General features: G+C 70.4%; 20 protein-coding genes and 1 pseudogene. 8 read left to right on the forward strand and 13 right to left on the reverse strand.

All coding sequences use genetic code 11. The annotated features are described in order from the left end of the window. The first annotated feature begins 254 nt into the window (after positions 1-254). Entirely contained in the window at positions 255-1,088 is an 834-nt protein-coding gene (locus N6H00_RS08070) for a PIG-L family deacetylase (RefSeq protein ID WP_268970907.1), read from the forward strand. Positions 1,089-1,226: 138 nt separating this feature from the next. Here N6H00_RS08070 and N6H00_RS08075 read toward each other — a convergent pair whose 3' ends face one another. The 3 genes from N6H00_RS08075 to N6H00_RS08085 all read right to left on the reverse strand — a co-directional run bounded on the left by N6H00_RS08075 (position 1,227) and on the right by N6H00_RS08085 (position 5,031). Further along, positions 1,227-2,486: a hypothetical protein gene (locus tag N6H00_RS08075; RefSeq protein WP_268970908.1), complete on the reverse strand. Its 1,260-nt coding sequence runs from the start codon at positions 2,484-2,486 to the stop codon at positions 1,227-1,229. A 55-nt stretch (positions 2,487-2,541) separates the two neighbouring features. Beyond that, positions 2,542-4,569 (reverse strand): hypothetical protein, encoded by a 2,028-nt coding sequence (locus N6H00_RS08080; RefSeq protein ID WP_268970909.1) that lies wholly within the window; start codon positions 4,567-4,569, stop codon positions 2,542-2,544. Between the two features lie 171 nt (positions 4,570-4,740). Then, positions 4,741-5,031: a hypothetical protein gene (locus tag N6H00_RS08085; RefSeq protein ID WP_268970910.1), complete on the reverse strand. Its 291-nt coding sequence runs from the start codon at positions 5,029-5,031 to the stop codon at positions 4,741-4,743. Positions 5,032-5,212: 181 nt separating this feature from the next. On the opposite strand from N6H00_RS08085, the pseudogene N6H00_RS08090 reads away from it, so the two are divergent. Continuing rightward, a pseudogene (locus tag N6H00_RS08090) lies at positions 5,213-5,365 on the forward strand (TIGR02679 domain-containing protein); the annotation flags it as partial. Positions 5,366-5,412: 47 nt separating this feature from the next. On the opposite strand, the gene N6H00_RS08095 reads toward N6H00_RS08090, so the two are convergent. Next, positions 5,413-6,150: an SDR family oxidoreductase gene (locus N6H00_RS08095; protein WP_268970911.1), complete on the reverse strand. Its 738-nt coding sequence runs from the start codon at positions 6,148-6,150 to the stop codon at positions 5,413-5,415. Between the two features lie 93 nt (positions 6,151-6,243). On the opposite strand from N6H00_RS08095, the gene N6H00_RS08100 reads away from it, so the two are divergent. Continuing rightward, positions 6,244-7,185 (forward strand): LysR family transcriptional regulator, encoded by a 942-nt coding sequence (locus N6H00_RS08100; protein ID WP_268970912.1) that lies wholly within the window; start codon positions 6,244-6,246, stop codon positions 7,183-7,185. On the opposite strand, the gene N6H00_RS08105 is transcribed toward N6H00_RS08100, so the two are convergent. From N6H00_RS08105 to N6H00_RS08130, 6 genes are all read right to left on the reverse strand, one after another. After that, positions 7,136-7,936, reverse strand: coding sequence for an alpha/beta fold hydrolase (locus N6H00_RS08105; RefSeq protein WP_268970913.1), 801 nt, complete (start codon positions 7,934-7,936; stop codon positions 7,136-7,138). The two genes, N6H00_RS08100 and N6H00_RS08105, sit on opposite strands and share 50 nt — an antisense overlap. Before the next feature lie 67 nt (positions 7,937-8,003). After that, positions 8,004-9,554 carry a bifunctional 3-(3-hydroxy-phenyl)propionate/3-hydroxycinnamic acid hydroxylase MhpA gene (gene mhpA, locus N6H00_RS08110; protein WP_268970914.1) on the reverse strand — a complete coding sequence of 517 codons (1,551 nt, stop codon included), beginning with the start codon at positions 9,552-9,554 and terminating at the stop codon, positions 8,004-8,006. Between the two features lie 52 nt (positions 9,555-9,606). Further along, complete coding sequence (locus tag N6H00_RS08115) at positions 9,607-10,539, reverse strand: NADP-dependent oxidoreductase (RefSeq protein ID WP_268970915.1); 933 nt, start codon at positions 10,537-10,539, stop codon at positions 9,607-9,609. A 55-nt stretch (positions 10,540-10,594) separates the two neighbouring features. After that, positions 10,595-11,677 (reverse strand): alpha/beta hydrolase, encoded by a 1,083-nt coding sequence (locus tag N6H00_RS08120; protein WP_268970916.1) that lies wholly within the window; start codon positions 11,675-11,677, stop codon positions 10,595-10,597. Then, a complete protein-coding gene (locus N6H00_RS08125; protein ID WP_268970917.1) occupies positions 11,677-12,660 on the reverse strand; it encodes a fumarylacetoacetate hydrolase family protein in 984 nt (327 codons plus the stop codon). Before N6H00_RS08125 ends, N6H00_RS08120 begins: the two co-directional genes overlap by 1 nt. After that, positions 12,657-13,235, reverse strand: a complete 579-nt coding sequence (locus N6H00_RS08130; RefSeq protein ID WP_268970918.1) for a VOC family protein — start codon at positions 13,233-13,235, stop codon at positions 12,657-12,659. The genes N6H00_RS08125 and N6H00_RS08130 overlap by 4 nt, the downstream gene beginning before the upstream one ends. Before the next feature lie 392 nt (positions 13,236-13,627). Here N6H00_RS08130 and N6H00_RS08135 point away from each other — a divergent pair, with 392 nt between their 5' ends. After that, the gene (locus N6H00_RS08135) at positions 13,628-14,386 is read left to right on the forward strand and encodes an IclR family transcriptional regulator (protein ID WP_268970919.1); all 759 of its coding nucleotides are present in this window, start codon (positions 13,628-13,630) and stop codon (positions 14,384-14,386) included. 274 nt (positions 14,387-14,660) lie between these two features. Here N6H00_RS08135 and N6H00_RS08140 read toward each other — a convergent pair whose 3' ends face one another. After that, positions 14,661-14,960 carry a hypothetical protein gene (locus tag N6H00_RS08140; protein WP_443072910.1) on the reverse strand — a complete coding sequence of 100 codons (300 nt, stop codon included), beginning with the start codon at positions 14,958-14,960 and terminating at the stop codon, positions 14,661-14,663. A 124-nt stretch (positions 14,961-15,084) separates the two neighbouring features. Between N6H00_RS08140 and N6H00_RS08145 the strand changes: the two genes are divergently transcribed. Next, entirely contained in the window at positions 15,085-15,492 is a 408-nt protein-coding gene (locus N6H00_RS08145; RefSeq protein WP_268976873.1) for an FCD domain-containing protein, read from the forward strand. On the opposite strand, the gene N6H00_RS08150 is transcribed toward N6H00_RS08145, so the two are convergent. Next, the gene (locus N6H00_RS08150) at positions 15,453-16,583 is read right to left on the reverse strand and encodes an NAD(P)/FAD-dependent oxidoreductase (protein WP_268970920.1); all 1,131 of its coding nucleotides are present in this window, start codon (positions 16,581-16,583) and stop codon (positions 15,453-15,455) included. The two genes, N6H00_RS08145 and N6H00_RS08150, sit on opposite strands and share 40 nt — an antisense overlap. A 65-nt stretch (positions 16,584-16,648) precedes the next feature. Next, complete coding sequence (locus N6H00_RS08155) at positions 16,649-17,758, reverse strand: LacI family DNA-binding transcriptional regulator (protein WP_268970921.1); 1,110 nt, start codon at positions 17,756-17,758, stop codon at positions 16,649-16,651. Positions 17,759-17,988: 230 nt separating this feature from the next. On the opposite strand from N6H00_RS08155, the gene N6H00_RS08160 reads away from it, so the two are divergent. Genes N6H00_RS08160 through N6H00_RS08170 form a run of 3 tightly spaced genes read left to right on the forward strand, consistent with a single transcriptional unit; the run spans position 17,989 to position 21,997 of the window. Next, positions 17,989-19,017: an SIS domain-containing protein gene (locus N6H00_RS08160; RefSeq protein ID WP_268970922.1), complete on the forward strand. Its 1,029-nt coding sequence runs from the start codon at positions 17,989-17,991 to the stop codon at positions 19,015-19,017. After that, the gene (locus N6H00_RS08165; protein WP_268970923.1) at positions 19,017-19,928 is read left to right on the forward strand and encodes a PfkB family carbohydrate kinase; all 912 of its coding nucleotides are present in this window, start codon (positions 19,017-19,019) and stop codon (positions 19,926-19,928) included. Before N6H00_RS08160 ends, N6H00_RS08165 begins: the two co-directional genes overlap by 1 nt. Beyond that, the gene (locus tag N6H00_RS08170) at positions 19,925-21,997 is read left to right on the forward strand and encodes a hydantoinase/oxoprolinase family protein (RefSeq protein WP_268970924.1); all 2,073 of its coding nucleotides are present in this window, start codon (positions 19,925-19,927) and stop codon (positions 21,995-21,997) included. The genes N6H00_RS08165 and N6H00_RS08170 overlap by 4 nt, the downstream gene beginning before the upstream one ends. The last annotated feature ends 35 nt before the right edge of the window (positions 21,998-22,032 follow it).

Genomic DNA, 22,032 nt, shown 5'->3' on the forward strand with positions numbered 1-22,032 from the left:
GAAGCGGCGGCTGGTGGCGCGCCGGGCACCCGACGTGGCACGGTGAGGGCCGCCTCACGTCACCGGGGCCAAACGGCCGCGCGGGGAACAGCCGTCCCGGCGGCAGGGTTGCATCGACCGAGGGACCGGCGCCGCACGTCGGGGAAATACGGAGACCACAAGGCCGTCCGCCTCACCAGGATCCGGGCCCCAGAATCGCGGTACGCCCGCCGCGCACTCGGACCAAGACGTACTTCCTTCAGGAGGACTGTTTCATGACTGACCGACCCTTGACGCTCATGGCCGTGCACGCCCATCCCGACGACGAGGCCACCGGAACCGGAGGGATCCTCGCGCGGTACGCGGCGGAGGGCATCCGGACGGTTCTCGTGACGTGTACCGACGGCGGCTGCGGTGACGGACCGGGGGGTGTCAAGCCGGGCGATCCCGGGCACGATCCGGCCGCCGTCGCCTTGATGCGCCGTCGAGAACTCAAGGCGAGCTGTGACGTCCTGAAGGTCAGCGATCTGGAGATGCTGGACTATGCCGACTCCGGGATGGTGGGCTGGCCGAGCAACGACGCCCCCGGATCCTTCTGGCGCACCCCCGTGGCGGAAGGCGCCGCCCGGCTCGCCGAACTCATGCGGCACTACCGACCCGATGTGGTCGTCACCTACGACGAGAACGGCTTCTACGGCCACCCCGACCACATCCAGGCCCACCGCATCACGATGGCGGCGCTGGAGATGACCACGCTGACACCGAAGGTGTACTGGACCACGATGCCCCACTCCATGATGCAGCGGTTCGCGGAGGCCATGCGCGAGTTTCATGGGGACGTGCCGGAGCCGGATCCCGCCGAGGCCGCCGCGATGGCCGAGATCGGCCTCCCCGACGATGAGATCACCACGTGGGTGGACACCACCGCGTTCAGCGGTCAGAAGTTCGATGCGCTGGCCGCGCACGCCAGTCAGGGCGAGAACATCTTCTTCCTCAAGATGGGCAAGGAGAGGTTCGGCGAGTTGATGGGCATGGAGACCTTCGTACGCGTCAAGGACACCACCGGCGCCGCCGTACCCGAGAACGATCTCTTCGCCGGACTGCGCTGATCCGCCCTGCCGACCGGGGCCCGGGACAGCTCATCGGCGCACGGCGCGAGGTGTCGCCAGTGGCCTGCGTCAACGCAAGGTGTGCTCGGCAGGCCGGGCGAAAGGCCGGGACTCCGGCGGCAGGGGCGGTTGCCCCGGTCAGGTGGGGACGCTGCCGGTGTTCACCGGCAGCTTGTCCTGCTCGCGCTGGAGGGCCCGGAAGTCGTCGTACCAGCCGAGGCTCTGGGCGGGCGTCGACGACTTGGCCTCGGGGCGTGCGGTGCGGCTCGCGTACAGGCTGTTGAGCAGCCAGGGGTTCTTCTGCGGGCCGAAGTCCTTGGTCATGGCGGCTCCCTGCGCCACGCCGTAGGTGGCCACGGCGAGCTTGCCGGTGTCGCGGAACTGCTTGACCTGGTTCCTCAGCCAGTGCTTGTGGCTCGCGTACCAGGGGCTCATGGCGAGCAGGTCCTGCCACTGGCGCTGCGACCACGGGTGGTCGATCGCCTGCTTGATCGCCTGCCACACCTTGGTGTCGGGGCTCATCTTGTACCGCTCCGCGAACTGGCGCGGAATCGGGTCGCTCAGGTGCTGCCGCCACAGCAGCACCAGGGAGAACTCGGTGACCAGGAACTTCTGCCCGTGTCCCAGCCGCGGCACCACGAAGTCGAGGTACTTCTTGGCGTTCGCCATCGACGACACGTGGGGGTGGATGTCCACCCCCTCGATCCCGTCGGTCTTCCGCGCGAACTCCATCCACCGCTCCGCGCCCTCGCCGCGCCACTCGGGCTCGTCGAGGTGGTTGAGAGCGCCCATGTAGACGCGGGTACGGCTGCTCTTACCGCTGTGCTCGGCCCGGTAGGCGAGCACATGCTCGGCGACCTTCTCGTAGAAGTCGCCCAGCGGACCGTTCCAGTCCTCCTTGCGGCTCTCGATGAACGGCTCGTTGCCGACGACGAGGATGTTCACCTTGTCCATGACGGTGTCCAGCACCTTGTCGACCTTGGCCAGCACGTCGGCCATCTCGGAGCTGTCCGGGGCCGGGAAAGGCTTGTCGTTGTGCGGGAGCTTGAGGCTGAGGATGGTGCCGTAACCGTGCTCGGAGGCGTTGAGCAGAGTGGAGACCGCCCGGTCCTGCAGGGCACCGGTCTCCTCCTTGGCACGAATGGCGACGAAGCCGCGCAGCCAACTGGCGTCCAGGCCCTCGAGCTCGGTGAATCCGCAGCCGGTGGGGTCCTCGTTGAAGTTGCCGCCGAGCGCCCCGTCCGGAGCCGACCCGTCGGACGGCCCGTCGGCCGACGGGTCGGCAGAGCCGCCGCTGTCCCCTCCGCCATCGTTCTTCGAGCATCCAGCGGCCAGGAGGGCCGCTCCCGAAGCCCCGACCAGCCACCGCCGCGACACTGCGAAATCGTTCTGCTTCACGTGCTTTCCCTTTCCACGGCCTACGCCGAAATCGATCTGTGGGCGAGAGCGGCATCTAGCCGAGCAGGAACCTCGCCTGGGAGCCGGGACCGGTGGAGTCCATCCAGAACGAGATGATCGCCCGAGCGCCGGAGCTCGCCCAGCCCGAGGGCGCGTGGGCGCCCAGGGCGAGGGCAAGCCTGGTGTGGCCCACCCTCGCGCGATCGAGCTCGGGGGCGTGGACCAGCTCGTCCGCGGTCGCGCCGCGCCGTCCCCACGGCAGGGGCTTGGTGCGGCGCTTGTCGAGGATGTCGCCGTGCCAGAGCACGCTCTTCGCGACGCCGTGGCCGAGCACATAGTCCACCCGGATGCCGAACAGCGCCTCCGACGAGGTCGGTTGGCGGTCCGGAAGCTCGGCGCGGACGTCCGTGTCCAGGGTCTGCGGCAGACCGCGGTACTCCGCTCCGCACAACCCGGTGCCCTCGTCCCCCTCGACGCCCACATAGGCGACGGCACGCACGGCGTCGTAGCAGCCATAGGCGTTGCCGCGCACCGTGGTCGTACCCTTCGCCCCCGTGACGCGGTCGGCGTACGTGTGCTTGCGGACCAGGGTGGCGGACAGGCCGTCCCGGTCCAGGACGGGATGGTGCGATGCGGCGCCGACCTCCACGTACACCAGACCCGGGCCCGCCACCGTCACGGTCTTGGACACCTTACGGGAACGCCCATCGAGGTGAACGGTCTCACTGGGGCCGAAGTCGCTTCCACTGTGCTCCAGCGGGCTGCCGTGCTTCTGATCGATCTGATACACCTTCAGCTCGGCCTCTCCCCCATCGGCCGGCGGAACGTCGGCCAGCTCGAGCTGGATGGTCCGCGACTCGCCGGACTCGTTCCACACCAGGACCGAACTGCGGTGCTCGTCACCGGAGGCCATGGCACCGACGCCGTCGGGCAGCCCACCGCGCACCGGGGTGCGGCGGTCCGGCATGCGCGCGTAGAGCTTCAGCGCGTTGAACAACGGCGTGCGGAGCGCCTCACCGCCCTTGAAGGCGATCATGTGCGGCACCCAGCCGCTGAAGGTGAACGTCTGCAGGTCGGGTATCCGCAGCGCCTTCTCCAACGCCGCCACCGAGCGGGCCGCCTCCAGCGCGGTTCCGCCCTTCTTCTCCCACTCACCCGGGCGGAACACCCCGAACTGCGCCTGAATGAGCGGAACGGTGTTGAAGTCGCCGCCCAGCGCGTTGCGTGCGCCGTCGACGAGGTCGGAGAGATCCTCGCCGTAGTTGTTCATGGTGAGGTAGTCGAACGGCAGGTCGGGCTCGGTCTTGCGGCGCTTCCGCAACTCGTCGACGGCCGTCTCCAGGTAGCTCCGGCCGCCCAACTGCCGGCGGGGATGCGCGTCGACCGGAACGAAGCTCGCCATACCGAACAGCCCCTTGGGCCCGATCGCGCCGGCGTAGGCGTCGTAGATGTCGACCATCTGCCGGATGGACGCGAGATCGGGAGACCCGGTGAGGTTGTGGCTCGGCTCGTTCCACATGCACCAGCTGACCGGTTGATCGTTGTAGAGCTTCGCCCACTTGCCCACCGCGTCCGCAGCGGCCCGCAGGTCGGTCGGGGCCGGGAACTTCCGCGGCGCCTTGGCCTTCGCGGTGTCCTCCCACTGCTGGGGCGCGCCCTCCAGTTGATACATGACCTCGATGCGGCGCCGCCGCAGCTCGCTCTGCACCGTGTCGAGAAAGGAGTTGCGCCGCACCTGGACCTCGCCGTCCTCGACCTCGATGGGGTACGGCTTCATCGAGTCCGAGTCCGTGTCCGGAAAGCGGAGTTCTCCGTCGTAGAGCGCCGGACGGATCTCGTCCAGGTACCGCAGGCTGTCCAGGATCTTGTCGGAGTTGAGCGCACGACCCACGCCGATCTTCGACTTGACCAGGGGGAAGAACGCCGTCCTGCCGAAGTCGACCTGGAGGGCGTCCGACGAGGACGAGGACGCGGACGCGTCGCAACCACCGAGGGCAGCCGCGGCCCCGATCCCGACCGCGGCAGTCAGGACGCGCCGTCGGGTATACGAGGCGAGGTCGTCCGGTTCAGGTGGTCGCTGCACTTCTCCTCCTGGGGCCGTGTTCTCCATGGTGGATTGGTCGCTGGTGAGGGTGTGGGGAGTAGCCGGTGGGGGCGGGTCGTTCCGGACGGCTGCCTCGTCGCCCCCGGGGGTGGGCGCGTCGACAGTGACCGTCGGCTTGCCAGAGGCGTTCCGCGGTGAGACGCCTCGACGTCAAACTGGGGGCCGTCTTCTGCGTCGCCGACGCAGTGCACATCTGGTGGTGGCGGCCTTCCGGGACGAGCCGCTGCCCGGCACCGCGGGGAGCAGGCACGCCTGCTTCGCGTCCTTCTCGATGACCGCGCTGACCCAGGCTCCGACCGCGGAGGGCACGGAGAGCTGGCCGCCCGCCCGTGTGCAAGAGGAGTGCGAGCCGCCCGAACACGCAGCCATGAGCGGCGCCTTCGGCAACGTGGCCGGGGTGCCCCAGCCGGTGCTGCTCTCGGCGGACTCTGGTCGTGCCATGACTTTCTGCTCCTCACACGTGCGGTGCCCCCGGCTTGTTGCCCGTGGGTCGCGACGACGGGCAACGAGAGCCGAACAGCCGCACGAAACGCTACAACGCCGGCTACGTCGGAGGCACACGCGGGGCGTTCCTCGGCCCCCCCCGGGCTGTGCCTGGCTGCCGGACCGGAGACGCCGCCACATGGAACGCGCCGAGCCACTCACCGGCCCGGTCACCCTGGCCGCGCCCACCGACGGCGAGCGGGCCGCCGCCGAGCACCTGCTGGGCCGGGCCCCCAGCGGCGGGCGCTCACTGAGCATCCGGCTCGACGCCGTCGACACCGTCCTGCGCCGCTCCGGCGTCAACGGCCTGATCGACCAGGAACGCACCCCAGAGTCAGATCACCAGGGGACGACCCCGTTGTCGTCGAAAAGCCGGCCGGTCGGGCCGTCGTCCGGCAGGGTCGCCAGCCGGATGGCGATCGCCGCGCCCTGCTCGGGAGTCTGGGTCCCGCTGAATCCGTTGAGGTCGGTGGCCACGTAACCAGGGCAGGCGTTGTTGATCAGGATGCCGGTGCCGCTCAGCTCCTTGGCGTACTGGATGGTGACGGCATTGAGGAAGGTCTTCGTCGGCGCGTAGCCCCCGCTGATCCCCCCGAGGTCGACACCGGGCGTGGTCTGCAAGGTCAGGGAGCCGACATGGCTCGACTGGTTGACGATCCGCGGGTGCGCCGAACGGCGCAGCAACGGCAGCATCGCGTTGGTGACCCTGATGACGCCGATGACGTTGGTCTCCACCAGCCGCCGCACGGTGTCGAGGTCGATGGCCGTGGGGTCCTCCGGCCAGCCGCCGGCCACGCCGGCGTTGTTGACCAGTACGTCCAGCCGCCCCGCACGCTCCTCGATCAGTCCGACCGCGGCGATCACGCTCTCGTCATCGGTCACGTCCAGGGGCACGCCGAAGGCGTCGGCACCAGCCGCGCGCAACTTCGCCACGGCGTCCTCCCGGCGCAGCTCGTCCCGGGCGCCGACGCCGACACTCCAGCCCCGCGCACCGAACCCGGCCGCGATCTCGTACCCGATTCCCTTGTTCGCGCCAGTGACCAGCGCGATCGTCTTCTCGTTCACGACAGCGAGCATGCCCGCACCGCGGCCGGACACCAACACCCGCTCGGTAGTGCAGAAATACCCGAACGATATCGATCCGCCGTGAGCCGTCATTAGCCTGGGCGCATGGAAATACGCGAGCTGCGGTACTTCGTCGCCGTCGCCGAGGAGCTGCACTTCGGCAAGGCCGCCCAGCGCCTTGGGATAGCCCAGCCGCCCCTGTCCCGCACGATCACCCAGCTCGAACGCCGGCTCGGCATCACACTGCTGGAACGCACCAGCCGCAAGGTCACCCTCACCGCCGCCGGAGCCGTGCTGCTGGCCGAAGCACACGCGATCCTCAGCGCAGTGACCGCAGCTGAGCGGCACACTCAACAGGCCGCGACAGCACACCCCAGCCTCGTCCTCGCCGTCAAAACCGGCACCGCCGGCGAGCTGCTGACGAAACTGCTCGACGCCTACGCCGCGGAACCCGGCGCAGCCACCGTCGATCTGCTGCTCTGCGAGGCACACCAGCACCAGCAGCTGCTGCGGGACGGGCACGCCGACGTGGCCCTGCTGCACCTGCCCTTCGACTCAGCAGCCGGACTCGACACCGAAACCCTGTACACAGAGGGACAGGTCGCGATCCTGCCGGCCTCACACCCGCTCGCCGACCGCTCCCAGCTCCGGATGGCCGACATCACCACCCTCCCAACGCTCCCGATGGCCCGCTGGCCCGGTCCCGGCGGCAGCTACCCACAAGGACCGGGCGCAGAGGTACGGAACCTGGCGCAGCTCTTCCAGCTGATCGCGCTTGGCCGTACCACCGTAATCATCCCCGAGTCCGCCGCCGCCGACCTGTGCCGGGACCTCGCCGCCGTGCCGGTCCCGGACGCCCCGCCCGTGACAACGGTGATCGCCTGGCCACCGCACAGCCACCTCCGTACCGTTGCCGACCTGATCCGCGTGGCAACACGCCTTTGCCACCACGATCGCCCGCCGCGGCCGCTCGGCCTGCCGACGAAGCACAGCGACCTCATGACGAAGCACCCGCGCCCGGCGACGGCGTGTTCGCGTAGCGGCTGACGAACTCGCGGATCTCCCGGGCGACGAGCTCGGGAGACTCGTAGGGGGCGAGATGTCCCGCGTCCGACAGGAAGACCAGCCGGCCTCCGGGCATCGCACGGACGTCGGCGATCAGCTTGTCCTGCGGGGCGATGGTGTCCTGGCCGCCGATGACGTAGCACGCCGGCACAGCGAGCCCGGACAGCTCCTCGGACATGCTCGTGTAAGCACCGCCACCGGTTCCGAGCCAGCTGTGCCAGAACTGCTCGGTGACAGCAGTCGTCATCGTGCGCACGACATCGGTCGTCTTGCTCGGCTCCAGCGAGATGGCCCCAATGGCCTGCGTGATGGCTTCGACGTCACGGAAGGACGTGTGGAACCCTTCGATGACTGGATCGCCCGCCTCGGTACCGCCCGCGTTCCACGGCATGAGCGCCATGACCGCGAACACCTGGCCGGGCCGGTCCAGAGCGATCCGCACACTGAGCGCGCCACCGAAGGAGAGACCGACGAGGGCGAAGCGTTCGAGGCCGAGCTGATCACAAGCATCGATCACCGTTTCGGCGATCCGGGCGAGGCTCGATCCGTCGGCAGGCGCATGGATGGAGCCCGCGTGGCCCGGCAGGTCCATGAGCACGAGGCGATAGCCGTCGAGGAGGGGTGCCACCTCGGACCAGCACGTGAGTGAGCACCCGAGTCCGGGCAGCAGAACGATAGTGTCCGGCCCGTTTCCCCGCTCCTCGTAGTACATACCGTTGTTCGTCTTCGGCATGAGATTCCTCCGTGTGTCATGTGATCCGGGGCAGTCGTCGGTCGCCGCGCGAGCGGGTGTCACGCCGCTACACCAGCGACAGGCTCGCGCGAAGTGAGGCGAGCAGATCCACCACCTCGGAGAGCTCGGTAGCGGTGCCGAAGACGTAGAAGTCCGGGCGAACCAGCACGGCCACGACACCGGACTCCTTGAGCCAGTCACTCAGCGCCTCGCCCTCTTCCTGGACCCCCTCGGCGCCGATCACCACGGACCGCAGCCCGATGGCGCGCTCGAGTTCCGCGACGGCCGCGGTCGTCGCCGCGTCCGGTTCGACCAGGCTGAACAGGGTGAACCCGTGGCCGAGCACGTCGTCGGACCGCTCGGTCCTTCCGCCGTTCGTACGCAGAAAGGGCTGTACGGCCAAGTGGCCGGCCAGCGGTTGTCCGTCTCGGAAGCCTGCGCCGACAGGCGGCTCAAACGGTGGCGGAAGCTCGGTCGCCGACCGCATCTGGGCACGACGTTGCGCCGCACGAACGGGGTCGGTCTCGCAGACGACGGTCCCTACCCGCACCGACTCCTCGATGTAGTCGATGACCTGTGGCCTTCTCGAGAGCGTGTACAGGTCCAGCAGCTTCGGGTCCGCGGCGCCGGTCAGCACGAGGTCGAGCATCCAGCCGAGGGTCGCGGCGTCCCGGATGCCAGAGCTCATGCCCTGTCCGAGGAATGGCGGCATGACGTGAGCGGCGTCACCGGCAAGCAGAACCGACCGGTGGCGGAACGTATCGGCCACGATGGACCGGAACTGGTAGACGGTCTGCCGGATCACCTCCCCCTCCTGTGGGCCGATCCAGGGCCTGAGCAGCTCCCAGACGCGTTCCGGCTGCACCATCTCGGTGGGATCGTCGCCCTCGACGAGCATGAACTCCCAGCGGAAGTACCGGTGAGCCACCCGGCCCATGTGGTTCGGCCTCGCGGGGTCGAGTACCTGGCCGGTGTCCGGGATGTCCAGGGCCGGGGCGCCAGGCCGAGGCCGGACGTCAACGACCAGCCAGTCGCCCCGGAAACCGAGATCTTTCGTCGGAATGCCGCAGAGCGTGCGTACCGCGCTGTTGGCGCCGTCTGCCCCGACCGCATAGCGAGCGGTGACGACGCTGCCGTCCGCCAACGCCACCACCACGTGGTCCGCCCCCTGGCGCAGATCGACCAGCTCCGCACCGAAACGAACGTCCACCGTGGACGCTCCGCGGACTGCCGCGTCCAGGACATCCTCGAGTTCCGGCTGGTAGAAGTGGTACGACGCATCCCAGCCGGAGGGAGCGTTCCATTCCCTTGGCAGACGAGAAATCACGCCTCCGTCGGGGTCGAGGAATTCATACACACGCGCTGGTTCGGCGATGCGCCTTACCTCGTCGGCAAGGCCCAAAGACTGGAAGACGCGCATGATTTCGTGATCGAAGTGTCCGGCTCGTGGCGTCTCGTAGCGCCCGACCCGCCGTTCGCACACCAGCACGCGGTGTCCCGCCGCCCCCAGGAGAGCAGCCAGGGTCTGACCGACCGGGCCGTACCCGATGATGACGACATCCGCGTCCACGACATCCGGGGTGGTCGTGGATGTGCGGGCTTCATCGGCAAGCTTCATGTGTCCCAACCCTTCGCTTACACCGGTGCGTTGTACGTGCCGGAAGACCACCTCAGGCGGCGTCGATGTCCAGTACGATCCGGCCACGGGCGCGGCTGTCCGCGTGGAGCATCCGCCAGGCGTCGGCGGCCTGCTCCAGCGGGAAGGAGCGATTCACCGGGACGGACAGCTTCCCTGCCTCGGCGAGCGCGGCCACCTCCGTCAGCTCGTCGGCGTTCGGGCGTGCCCACACCAATTGGCCACCCTGTTCGGGAGCGGTGATGTCGGCCACGGAGGCGACCCGCGCGGGATCCTTCAAGACCTTCCGCGAGACGGCCACCGCGTCCCCGCCGTAGAAGTCGAGTGCCGCGTCGACGCCCTCCGGCGCGAGCTCGCGCACCCGCTCGGCCAGTCCTTCTCCGTAGGTGATCGGTGTGGCGCCGAGTTCACGCAGGTAGTCGTGGTTGCGCTCGCTGGCGGTGCCGATGACGTGTGCGCCCCGAGTGGCGGCGATCTGCACGGCGAGCGTACCGACCCCACCGGCGGCCCCGTGGATCAGGACGGTGTCGCTCTCGCCGATGTTGATGCGTTTGATGGCCTGGTAAGCCGTCAGTCCGTTCAGCGGCAGACACGCCGAACGCAGCCAGTCGAGGGACGCCGGCTTGCGTGCCAGAGTGCGGGCCGGGGCTGAAACCAGTTCGGCGTAGGTACCGTTCTGCGCCCAGTCCTTGACGACAAAGCCGATCACCTCGTCGCCGATCTCGAACTCGGTGGCGCCGAAACCGCGAGCCTCGACGACGCCGGACATCTCGAAGCCCGGGATGAGGGGGAAGTGGGTCACCATGATGCCGTCGAGAGTGCCGACGGCGATCTTTTCGTCGCCCGGGTTCACTCCGGCCGCCTTGACCCGGACCAGGAACTCCCCGGGTGCGACCGCCGGTGTCGGCTGGTCGGTGAGCTCCAGGTCGTCCGCGCCGCCGTAACGCGGGAGTGTCATTGCTTTCACGGTCACCTCAATGGTCTTGTCAGCTGTTGGGGGGGCGGGTGTGTGGTCGTTTGGGTCACGCGCGGCCGAGCTGGGCACGGAACCAGTCACAGACAAACTCCGTGCGCTCGGCCGAGTGGTTGTACACGGTGTGGTCGCCGTCGTCCCAAACCCGCAGGGTGGGATGCGCCGACAGCTCGAGGAACACCTTCTGCTGATCGAGGCTGACCAGCGGGTCGTTGCCGCCGTGCAGTACGAGCATCGCGGCGCTCGTGCGCTCGGCCGCCGGGTCGAGCCACAGGGTGCGGAAGACGGCCGCGGCTTCGTCGTCGGTGTCGACACCCAGGAGCGCCCGCGATTGTTCGCGTGCGGTCCGGAACGGCAGTGGCTCCGGCTTCGCGTTGGCCCCGTTGACGCAGCACGCGCCGAAACGGCTGTCGTGCACCGCGGCACGGGCGGCGAGCAGTCCACCGAAGCTGTTTCCCCACACCCCGTACCGGCCGTCGTAGCCGGTACGGGCACGCACGGCGTCGAGGGCAGCGCTGAAGGCTCGGTCGACGTCCCCGTCGAGGTGGAGTCCGCCGGCCATGCGCGTATCGCCCTGACCGGGTGCCTCGAGCAGCACAGCGGACAGTCCCCGCCGGGCCAGGGCTTCGGCCTGCTGATGAAAGGCCGGGCCCCAACCGCTCTGCCCGCCGACAATGACCACCGTGGGGCCAGGGCGATCACCGGAGCGACTGACGAACCAGGCGGTGCAGTGGCTCTGCCGGAACGGGATCGACAGCCGTTCCACGCGCAACTCGGTGTCGAGCTCGGCCGCGGCCTGGTAGGCCCGGGTGAGCCGGACGTAGAGCGCGCGTTTGGCCGGGTGGTCGGTGTTGAAGGCCATCTGCGCGAAGATCAGGGAGGCGGTTGCCCGCCGATAGCACGCGACCGCGGTCTCGACATCACCGCGGTCGGCGGCCGCCTCCGCGCGGGTCAACTGCGCCTCGGCCAGGCGCGTCGCGACCTCGTGCCACGGTTCCGAGACGGGCGCGTTGGCCAGGTGGACGGCGTCCCCGTGGTCCATGCCGTAATCGAGCATCCGGGACATCGGCATGGCACGCAGCAACGCGGCCCGAAGCTTGGCCGGGTCCCCCGCCGGTACGGGAGCGTCCATCAGCGCGCGGCTCCGTCGGTGCGTCGCGGTGGTGTTCCGTCCTCCTGCCCCGTCGCGCCCCGGGTTCGCAACGGAATGACCGGCGCCGCCTCGGTGACGGTGTTACGCAACTCGCCGAGACCTTCGATCGCCGCGACGACCTCGTCGCCCGGCCGCAACCAGGGGTAGGCCGCCGAGTCGTGAGTGCGGGAGAGCTCCAGGACGCAGCCGGTGCCGCAGGTGCCGGAGCCGATCACATCGCCCGGCCGCACTTCGGCGCCGCGGGAGGCGTAGGCGATCATCTCGCCGAACGACCAGTGGATGTCCGACCACAGGGCGCGGGAGTAGGGGGCACCGTTGACCGTGCAGGTCATTTCGAGACGGTATCCGTTGCCCTCGCGGAAGTCGGCGATCTCGTCCGGGGTCACGAAGTACGGGCCGAGGCTCGTCGCGGTGTCCTTGCCCTTCACCGGCCCCATCGACAGCTTCATCTCGCGCTGCTGCACGTCCCGGCCGCTCCAGTCGTTGAGCACACAGTAACCGGCGATGGCGCCTTCGGCGTCCTTGGCGGTCAGGTCACGGCCGGCGCGCCCCACCACCGCGGCGACCTCCAGCTCGAAGTCGAAACGCTCCGTACCCGGCGTCATCGGCACCGGCCCGCAGCCCATCACGGCGTAGGGGCTGGAGAAGTAGAAGACGGGCAGCTCATACCAGTCCGGTTCCATCTCCAGGCCCCGCCAGGCGCGCCCTGCCCGGACATGCTGTTCGAAGGCGTAGAAGTCGCGGACGGTCGGAGGCGTCGCGATCGGCGACAGGGGAACGATGTCCGGCAGCGGCACGGTCGCGCCGCGCCGCAGCGCGGTCCGTCCAGCCGCGAGCAACTCGTCCTCACCGGCCTCGATGAGAGGCAGCAGATCTGCCGGACCGTCGACGGCCCGGACCAGGTCGCCGTCGACCACGCCGACGCGTGAGGACGGCCCGTCCGCGTAGCGAACGAACTTCACTGCCTTACCTCCTTGGCCGCGGCGCCATCGGCCGGCATCGCTTGTTCGCGCGTCCAGGCGCGATAACTCTCCTCGGTGAAACCCGTCGCGCCGTGGCGCTCGACCGAAGCCCGGATGGCGTGCAGAAGCTCCTCAGGATCGGTCTCGATGTCGATGTGCTCGACGAAGGGCTGCCGTGCCATGAACCCGGTCTGCCAGTAGACCTCACAGCGGTTGCCCTCCGGATCGTAGAAGTAGACGCCGACGGCATTGCCGTGCGAGACGATCATGTCGAGCCGGACGTCGTGCTCCCGGAAACGCCGATGGAAGCCGAGGACGTCCTCGAAGCGCGCGCACCGGAACGACACCTGCTGGATGAGTTTGACGCCGACCGGCGCGTCCCGCCCCTCGGCCAGGAGCAGTTCGTGATGTTCGGTGTCCGGCCGGGCGGACAGGAACCAGATGCCCAGCCGCTTGTCGTGGTCGGTGACCGTCAGGCCGAGGACGTCGGTGTAGAACGCGAGTTGCCTGCCCACGTCGTGACAGCGCAGGCCGACATGGCCGAGTTCCGCGATGGACGGCGATGGAGTCGTCACGGCGCTCCTCTGAGGCAGTGTTCTGCAAGGCAGATCATGTTCTGGAGAGTAGCTCGGCCCCAGCAACTGGTCAACAGGGATGTTCTTCTGGGCGGCATGTGATCTGCCCAGCGGAACAAAGACAAGGCGGTACATCGGCGGGACGGCGGCCACGGCGGTGACTCCGACCAGCGGGAAGGACCCGCTCCCACCCGCTCGCGGACGTTGCTCGAAGGCGGCTCCGGCGCCGCCGGAGGCGCCGGAGCCGTGACGCACCACCAACACGGCTGCGGAGCGATTCGCGAGATCCGCCGAGACGTCGAGGGGGGGACTGCGGTTATTCTGGCTAGCGAAATACAATTCCGATCACCAGAACAGCCGCGCCGCAGTGACGACGGCGAGATGGAGGGGTTGTGGCAGTGCCGGCCGCCTACCCGGTGGAATCGATCGACAACGCCGCGCGGATCCTGCTGATGCTGGTGGACAACCCGTCGTTGCGAGTTGCCGACGTGTCCGCCGAGCTCGGAGTGGCCAGGTCGACCGCTCATCGGATGCTGACCACCCTGCAGGCCCGCGACCTGCTCCGCCAGGACGCCCGGACCAAGGGCTACGGACCTGGGCCCGCCCTGGCCAGGCTCGGCATCGCCGTGATGGGGGCAGTCGCCCTCCGCGACGAAGCGCGTCCCGTGCTGGAAAAGCTCGTCGAAGACACCTCCGAAACCGCGCATCTGCTCGTACTGGAAGGCACGGAGACCGTCTTCGTCGAAGGTGTGGAGAGCCAGCAGGTCATCCGTGCCGGGATGCGTATCGGGCAGCGAGGCCCGGCGCACGCGTCGGCCGCGGGGAAGGTGCTGCTCGCCGAGCTTTCCCGGGAAGAGTTGCGGCGCCGCTATCCGGGCGCGCGGCTGCGAGGCGGAACCGAGCGCGCGGTGAGCACCCGCCGGGCGCTCGAGGCCGAGCTCGAGAAGGTAAGGGAGACCGGCTACGCCACCAACATGGAGGAAAGCGAACGGGACCTCTGCGCGGTGGCCGCCGCGGTGCGCAACCGGCAGGGCGTGGCCTGCGGTGCGCTGTCCGTATCCGGCCCGGCGAGGCGGGCCGACGCCAAACTCGCCCTCCTCAGCGGCGCTGTCGTCACCGCCGCCACCGAACTCGGCGCGCGGCTCGGTTAGGGCGCGGACTGAGCCGTCCGTCCTGGCGGTGGCCGCCAACGCGTCGTCCACCGGCAGCGGATCGGCAACCGCCGGCGGCGCCTGACGCCGGGACGGCAGACCCTCCTCGCCCTCGCCCCTCTACGCTGCGGCGACGCCGACACCCGGCTCCGCCGGGTTGCGCTCGCCGAGAGCCCGCCCGCCGCGATGCGGCGGGCGAAGCGGCCGGCGTACGTGATCCCGGACGGGACGCTGCGTCGGCACCCTGTGCCGTTCAGAAACGCGTCGCTGCTGGTCAGGCCGCGTACCTGTACTCATTGATCAGACCGCCAAGGACACGGGTCTCGAGCAGCCGTTGTGGGGTGTTCAGGTCGGTCAGCGGCACCGTGTGGTGGTCGGCGAGGGGAGGTAGTAAGGACTTGGGGTATTTGCCGTCCCGGTCGCGGATCAAGAAGCGCAACGACTCGCGGCGCACGCCCGCCTCATGAGCGAGGTTTCGGGGCTGCTGGGCCGTCCACTGTGCGGTCGGATGCGCGGTTACGCCGGCCATGTGGAGGCGGCGTGTGCCGTTCTCGAGGAAGACCAGCTCGTACACCCGGCGAAGATCCCCAAGTCGATGTGCAGGAAGTCGCCGGCGATGACGGCCTCGGCCTGGGATGTCAGGCGCCGATCCTCTGGCTCAGCCGGGCGAGCTCCCCCTTTGATTCACCACCTCCGACCTGGATGCGATGCGGCAGGCGCTCGACGACATGGCCGCGGCCGGCTCGGAGGCGGACGCGATCGTCGAGGCGGACCTGGCCTTCCACCGTGCCCTGCTGGAGTCCGCGCACAACGAACCGCTGAGCCGGATGGAGGTCGTGCGGCCGAGGCGCCGGCCGCCGCCGTACGGGCCGTGGAGAGCCGTGAGCGGTCGGCCGCGCCGAAGGCTCGCCGGGCCGCCACCGTCGCCGGCCGCCGCGAGTGCCCGGGGCCCGGTAACCCGGGAAGTGGCCCGCGGGCAGCAAGCCACATCCGGTCAGCGACGCAGGCCGGCCGGGCCGGCCGCGGGTGCTTCGCCAGGGTTTCGGCGCCCGCGCCACCGTGCGGGCTATTGGGGCGAAGTGGCGGTGAAGCGCTCGATCCTGTAGGGCTCGAGCTGCGGCAGCCGGATGTCTTCCAACAACTCGCGTGTGACGAGTTCGGCGAGCCGCGCGGCAAGGGTGACGCCGCTGTGGGTCACCACGGTGTACAGGCCGGGAACAGCCTCCACGGTTCCGACGACGGGCATCCCGTCGGCCGGCATCGGCCGCACGCACACCCGGTACTCCTGCACACGGGCCTGGCTCAGACCCGGCAGGAGCTGCCGGGCTCGGTCCAGCAGCGTGTGCGCCAGGTCCCGCAGGTGGGTTTCGGGAGTGTGCAGATCCGCTGTCATGTCGCCGGCTTCCAGGTGCACGGTGCGGGGGCCGTGGGGGCGCAGGTTCACGCCAGGGGTGTGCAGAACCCGTGTCGGCGAAGGCTCGACCGGACCGACCCGTGCCACGAATCCCGGCGCGGTCGAGCCCGGCGGCTCGGGATCGACCATCGGGACGCGGACCCCTGCCATGGCGGCGACCTCGGAGGTCCAGCGCCCGGCGCAGCAGACGACCGTGTCGGCGGGGATCCGCTCACCGTCAGCGGTGCGCACCGCGGTGACCCGGCCGGCGACGCGTTCGATCCCGGTGACCCGGCCGGCCTCGCCGGTGCGCACGCTCGCCCCGCGTTGGCGGGCCCGCGCCACCAGCTGCTCCACCAGTGGCTCGGTCAGCAGGTAGCCCTCCTGCGGGAACCAGGCAAGGCGCAGGTTCCGCGATGCGGTGTCCGGCAGGCGCACAGTGGGCTCGATCCGGGCCGCTTCTTCCCGGTCGACCAGGTGCGCCGCGTAGCCCCATGCGCGGGCCCGAGCCACGGTGGCCTCCAGTTGTTCCCGCCGTCCGGCGTCGGCGACCTGCAGGTTTCCCACCGGCCGGTACCAGGTGGCGCCGTTCAGCCCGGTGGCGAGGCGGGCCCAGGCGCGCATGCCGTCGGCGTTGAGCCGGTGGTAGGCCTGCGGGGTCTTGGCGGCGGCGTTGAGCCAGGCGAGGCTCCATCTGCTGGTGGCCTGACCGGGTCGGCCCTGCTCCAGCAGGACCACCTCCGCTTTCTCTCCGGCCAGCCGGTCGGCCAGGGCCGCCCCTACGATCCCGCTGCCGATCACCACGCACCGCAGCATGTTCCGCCCACTCCCTTCCCTGTCCGCGCCGGCTTGGGTCCTGTCCGCGGCTGTCACGTCCCGTTCGTTACGGCGGGGGCGGTCGAGGCTCTGCGGACCAGCTTGGCCTGAAGCCGCAGGTGCACGGCCTCGCCGTCGGCCGGGCCCTCGCCCGTGCGGCGGGCGTGCAGGCGGGCGAGCAGTTGTTCCGCGGCGGCCGCGCCGAGTTCGCGGTGCGGCTGGCGGACCACGGTGAGCTGCGGACGTACCAGGGTTGTCCAGTCCTGGTCGTCGAAGCCGACCAGGGAGATCTCCTCGGGGCAGGCTCGGCCGCTGCGCTGCACCGCGGCGAGGGCGCCTGAGGTGAGGATGTTGTCCGTGCAGAAAAGGGCGGTGACGGACGGGTCGCGGCGCAGCAGGCGGGTGGTGGCCCGCTCGGCGGCGGCCCGGTCGTAGGGCGAGTGCACCGCGAGGCCGGGGTCCGGCTGGATGCCGGCGCGCTGGAGTGCGGAGAGATACCCGGTGAGCCGGGCGGCGCTGGGCCGCTCGCCGTCGCCGTCCGCGGATTGGCCGAGCAGCCGGGAGAAGTCGCGTGAGGCCTCGCTGATCACGGCGATGCGCTGGTGACCCAGGCTGATCAGGTGGTTGACGGCGCCGCGGGCGCAGGCGGTGTTGTTGACGATGACCTGGTCGACCTGGGGCAGGGCCGTCAGCGGGCGGTCCAGGAGGACGACCGGGAGGCCGCCGTCGACCAGGGTGCGCAGTCGTTCGGCGCTGTCCGCTCCCTCGGGAGCGATGATCACGCCGTCGACCCGTTTCTCCCACATGACCTGGATGGCGCGTTGCTCGGCGTCGGGGTCGGAGTCGGTGTTGGCGAGGAGGATCTCGAAGCCTCCGGCCCGCACCACGTCGGCGATGCCCCGGACCGCTTGGGCGAAGAAGGAGTTGCCGACGTCGGTGACGATGACGCCGATGGTCTGGGTCGAGCCGTGGATGAGGCTGCGGGCGAGCCCGTTGGGCCGGTAGCCGAGCCGCCTCGCGGCCTCCTCCACTTTCACCCGGGAGGCCGCGCTGGACTGCCCGTAGCCGCCGAGGACCCGGCCGGCCGTGGCCGTGGAGACGCCTGCGGCCCGAGCGACTTCGACGATGCTCGGCGGCCCGCCGGTCCGCCCCTTGCTCTGCACGTGAGTGCCTCCTTCTCTCCGGGAGGTCGATCTCGTGGACGCCGCCTCGGGATACGGCTCCCGAGGTAGTCCGCAACCGACCTCTTGACACAGTCTAGGCCCGCTGAGAAGGTTCTCATCACCTGACTGAGAACCTTCTCAGCAAATTCACCGGCACATCATCGCCCGTCCGTGGTGCGTCTGACGCCACGGGCCGTGCACGACCCCGTTTCGCGCGGAGGAGACCCCGAATGCTGGACGTCGCCGTCGACCCGATCCCGCTGTCCGACGACCTCACCCCCACCCTTGAGCACACCGTCGCTCAGGCCGGCAAGGCCCGCGAACTGGCCGCCCGCCTGGTCGGGAAGGGACTGCGGACGGTGTACTTCGTAGGCTGCGGCGGCTCGTTCTACTCGACCTTCCCTGCCCAGGACCTCATGGAGAGCAGTGAGGGCACGGTGGTCTCGCACCGGATGACCGCCGCTGAGCTGGTCCACCGCCCGCTGGCCGGACTCGACCGGACCTCCCTGGTCGTCGCCTCGTCGCACTCGGGTGCCACACCCGAGACGCTGGAGGCCGTGCGGGTGGCGAAGAAGGCAGGCGCGACCGTGGCCGGCATCGCCCGGAGCGGCGACTGCCCGCTGGCCGATGAGGCCGACGTGCTCTTCGACTACCCGAGCGACATCACCGTCACCGAACCCAAGGCCATCCACTTCACGCAGATGGCGCTCGCCCTGCTGGAGGCCACCGGCTCCCTGCTCGACGCCGAGCAGGCCTGGCGGGCCGTGGCCGCCGTGCCGGAGGCGCTCACAACCGCCAAGCAGGAGGTCGCCCCGCTCGGGAAGCGGGTGGGCGAGCAGTGGCGCGACGCCGAGCTGGTGTACGTGCTCGGCGCCGGCCCGAACTTCGGCGCCGCCAACGCTCTGGCCGCCTGCTATCTGCAGGAGATGAACTGGCTGCACGCCTCGGCGGTCAACGCCGGGGACTTCTTCCACGGCCCGTTCGAGATCGTCGGTGACCACCCGGTGCTGGTACTCGTCGGCGAGGACGCCACCCGCCCGATGGGCGAACGGGCGGTCGCCTTCGCCGAGCGCTACTACCGCACCTGGTCCGTGCTGGACTCCAAGGACTTCACCCTGCCCGGTGTGCCGCCGCGGCAGCGCGGCCTGATCAGCCCGCTCGCCGTGGCGAGCGCCTCCCGCCGGCTGCTCGACTTCTGCGCCGCCGAACGCGGCCACAACACCGCCCAGCGCCGCTACATGTACCGGGTCGCGTACTGATGCGGCTGATCGGCATCGGCGACAACGTGGTCGACCGCTACCCCGACCTGGGAACGATGTTCCCCGGCGGCAACGCGGTCAACGCGGCTGTGTACGCGCGCCGCGCCGGAGCCCGCGCCGCCTACCTGGGCGTGACCGGTGATGACGAGGCCGGCCGGGCCGTGCGCCGGGCGCTGAGCGCGGAGGGCGTCGACACCGGCGGGGTGCGCACCGCGGCGGGGCCGAACGCCTGGGCCGAAATCGGCCTGGTGGACGGCGACCGGGTCTTCAAGGGCGCCTCCGACGGCGTCTCCCGCTTCCATCTGACGGACCCGGAAATCGCCGCCCTCGCCGCCCACGACATCGTCCACACCGCCTACAGCGGCTCACTGATCGAACAGGTCCCGCGGATCGCCCGGCACACCCGGGTGTCGTTCGACTTCTCCCAGCAGCGCGACGCGCCATGGGCCCCGGATCTGGTGCCCCACCTGTACCTCGCCGCGTTCTCCGGCACCGGCCTGGACGACGCGGAGGTCCGGGAGCTGCTGGCCGAGGCCGCCGCCCGCGGCGCACAGTGGTCCCTGGTCACCAGGGGCCTCGACGGGGCGTGGCTGAGCGACGGCGCCACCATATGGCGGCAGCCCGCGCAGCCGGTCGAGGCGGTGGACACCCTCGGCGCGGGAGATGCGTTCATCGGCACACTGCTGGTGGCCCTCGCCGGCGGTGAGGACCCCCGGCCTGGTCTGGCCTCGGCGGCAGCGGCGGCCGCCGGCGCCTGCCTGGCACACGGCGGCTTCGGCCACGGCGTCCCCCTGGAGCCGGCCGAGCCCGCCGGTCCCGTCCGTCCCCCGCGGCCCGCCGCCCGCACCCCCGGCATCGGGCCGGCCTCCGGCCCCCGCCCTCACACGAGCACCATCGGAGGAAACGTATGACCCTGCGCATCGGCGTCGACACGGGAGGCACCTTCACCGACGTCGTCGCCTACGACGAGGGGACGGGGACCGTGCACGTGCGGAAGGTCTCCAGCACCCCGCAGGACCCGGGGCTGGCCATCGTCGAGGGCGTCCGGCAGATCCTGGAGCAGATCGGCGACAGGTCCATGGCCGAGGTGTCGTACTTCGCCCACGGCACCACCGTGGGCACCAACGCGCTGCTCACCGGCCGCGGTGTGCGAACCGCCGTGATCACCACCCGCGGCTTCCGTGACCTGCTCGAGCTCGGCCGCGGCCGTCGTCCGCGTCTGTACGACCTGCAGGCCGACAAGCCCGCCCCGTTCGCCCCGCGCGACCTGCGGCTGGAGGTCACCGAGCGGGTCCGGCACGACGGCCGGGTGGAGATCCCCCTGGACGAGCAGGACGTGCGGGCCGCCGCCAAGGTGCTGCGCGAGCAGGATGTCCGATCGGTCGCGGTCTGCCTGCTGTACAGCTTCCTGCATCCGCGGCACGAGGAGCGGATCGGGGAGATCCTCGCCGAGGAGCTGCCCGGCGCCTACGTGTCGCTCTCCAGCCAGGTGCTGCCCGAGTTCCGTGAGTACGAACGGCTGTCCACGGTGGCGACCAATGCCTACGTCGGCCCGATCGTCGCCGACTACCTGGCCGGCCTGCGCCGGCGCCTGGCGCAGCAGGGCCTGACGGTGGTCCCGCACGTCACCCAGTCCAACGGCGGGATCATCCCGTTCGAGGCGGCCGAGGCACTGCCGGTGCGCATGGTGCTGTCCGGTCCGAGCACCGGCGTGGTGGGGGCCGCCGGCATCTGCGCCGCCGCCGGCCACCCGGACATCATCACGTTCGACATGGGCGGCACTTCCTCCGACGTCTCCCTGGTCCAGGGCGGGCAGCCGAAGGTCACCACCGGCATGGAGCTGGACGGCCGGCCGATCCGCACCCCGATGCTGGACATCCACACCGTCGGCGCCGGCGGCGGCTCCCTGACGTGGGTCGACGCCGGCGGGCACCTCAAGGTCGGCCCGGCCAGCGCCGGTGCCGACCCGGGCCCCGCCTGTTACGGCAAGGGCACCGAGGCGTCGGTGACCGACGCCAACGTGGTCCTGCACGTCCTCAACCCCGCATACCTGCTGGACGGCCGCAAGAAGATCGACGAGGCCGCCGCCCGAGCGGCCGTCGAGCGGATCGCGGCCCGCGTCGGGCTGGGCACCGAGGAGACCGCCCAGGGCATCCTGCGCGTGGTCACCGCCAACATGGCCCGCGCGATCCGGGTCATCTCGGTGCAGCGCGGCTACGACCCGCGCGACTACACCCTGGTGCCCTTCGGCGGCGCCGGCCCGCTGCACGCCTCCCGCCTCGCCCGTGAGCTGGGGATGCGCACCGTGCTGGTCCCGCCGACGCCGGGTGCGCAGTCCGCCCTCGGCCTGCTCATGACCGACGTGCGCGCGGACTTCTCCCGTACCCGTATCCAGCCGCTGGGCGAGCGGTTCGCCGGGCAACTCGGCGAGGTGTACGCCGAGCTCGCCGCCGAGGCACACGCCTGGTTCGACGACGAGCGCATCCCCGAGACCGACCGGACCGTGCGGCGCACTGCCGAGTTGCGCTACGCCGGGCAGAACTACGAGATCCCGGTGCCGGTGCCGGACGGCGAACTGGACGCGGCCGCCGTGCGCGGCGTCCTGGACGCCTTCGCCGCCGAGCACGAGCGCCTGTACGGCTACTCCTCCCCCGAGGAGCCCGTCCAGGTCGTCACCTTCCGCCTCCAGGGCGTGGGCGCGGTTCCCAAGGCCGCGCTGCGGCGCGAGGAACCGGGCGGCGAGGACGCGTCCGCGGCACTGGCCGGCAGCCGCGAGGTGTACCTGCCGGAGCTGGGCGGCTTCATCCCCGTCCCGATCTACCGGCGCGGCCGGCTGCGTCCCGGGAACCGCGTCGCGGGGCCGGCCGTGGTGGAGCAGATGGACACCACGACCCTGCTGCTGCCCGGCGACACCCTCACCGTCGACGAGCACTCCAACCTCGTCATCGCCATCGCCGACACCGCCAACGCCACGGACTGACCCGACCCGCCCTTGCGGCCCGCCCCCGAGGAACC

Source organism: Streptomyces sp. S465, assembly GCF_026898115.1.
In the GTDB taxonomy this organism is placed as follows: domain Bacteria; phylum Actinomycetota; class Actinomycetes; order Streptomycetales; family Streptomycetaceae; genus Streptomyces; species Streptomyces luomodiensis.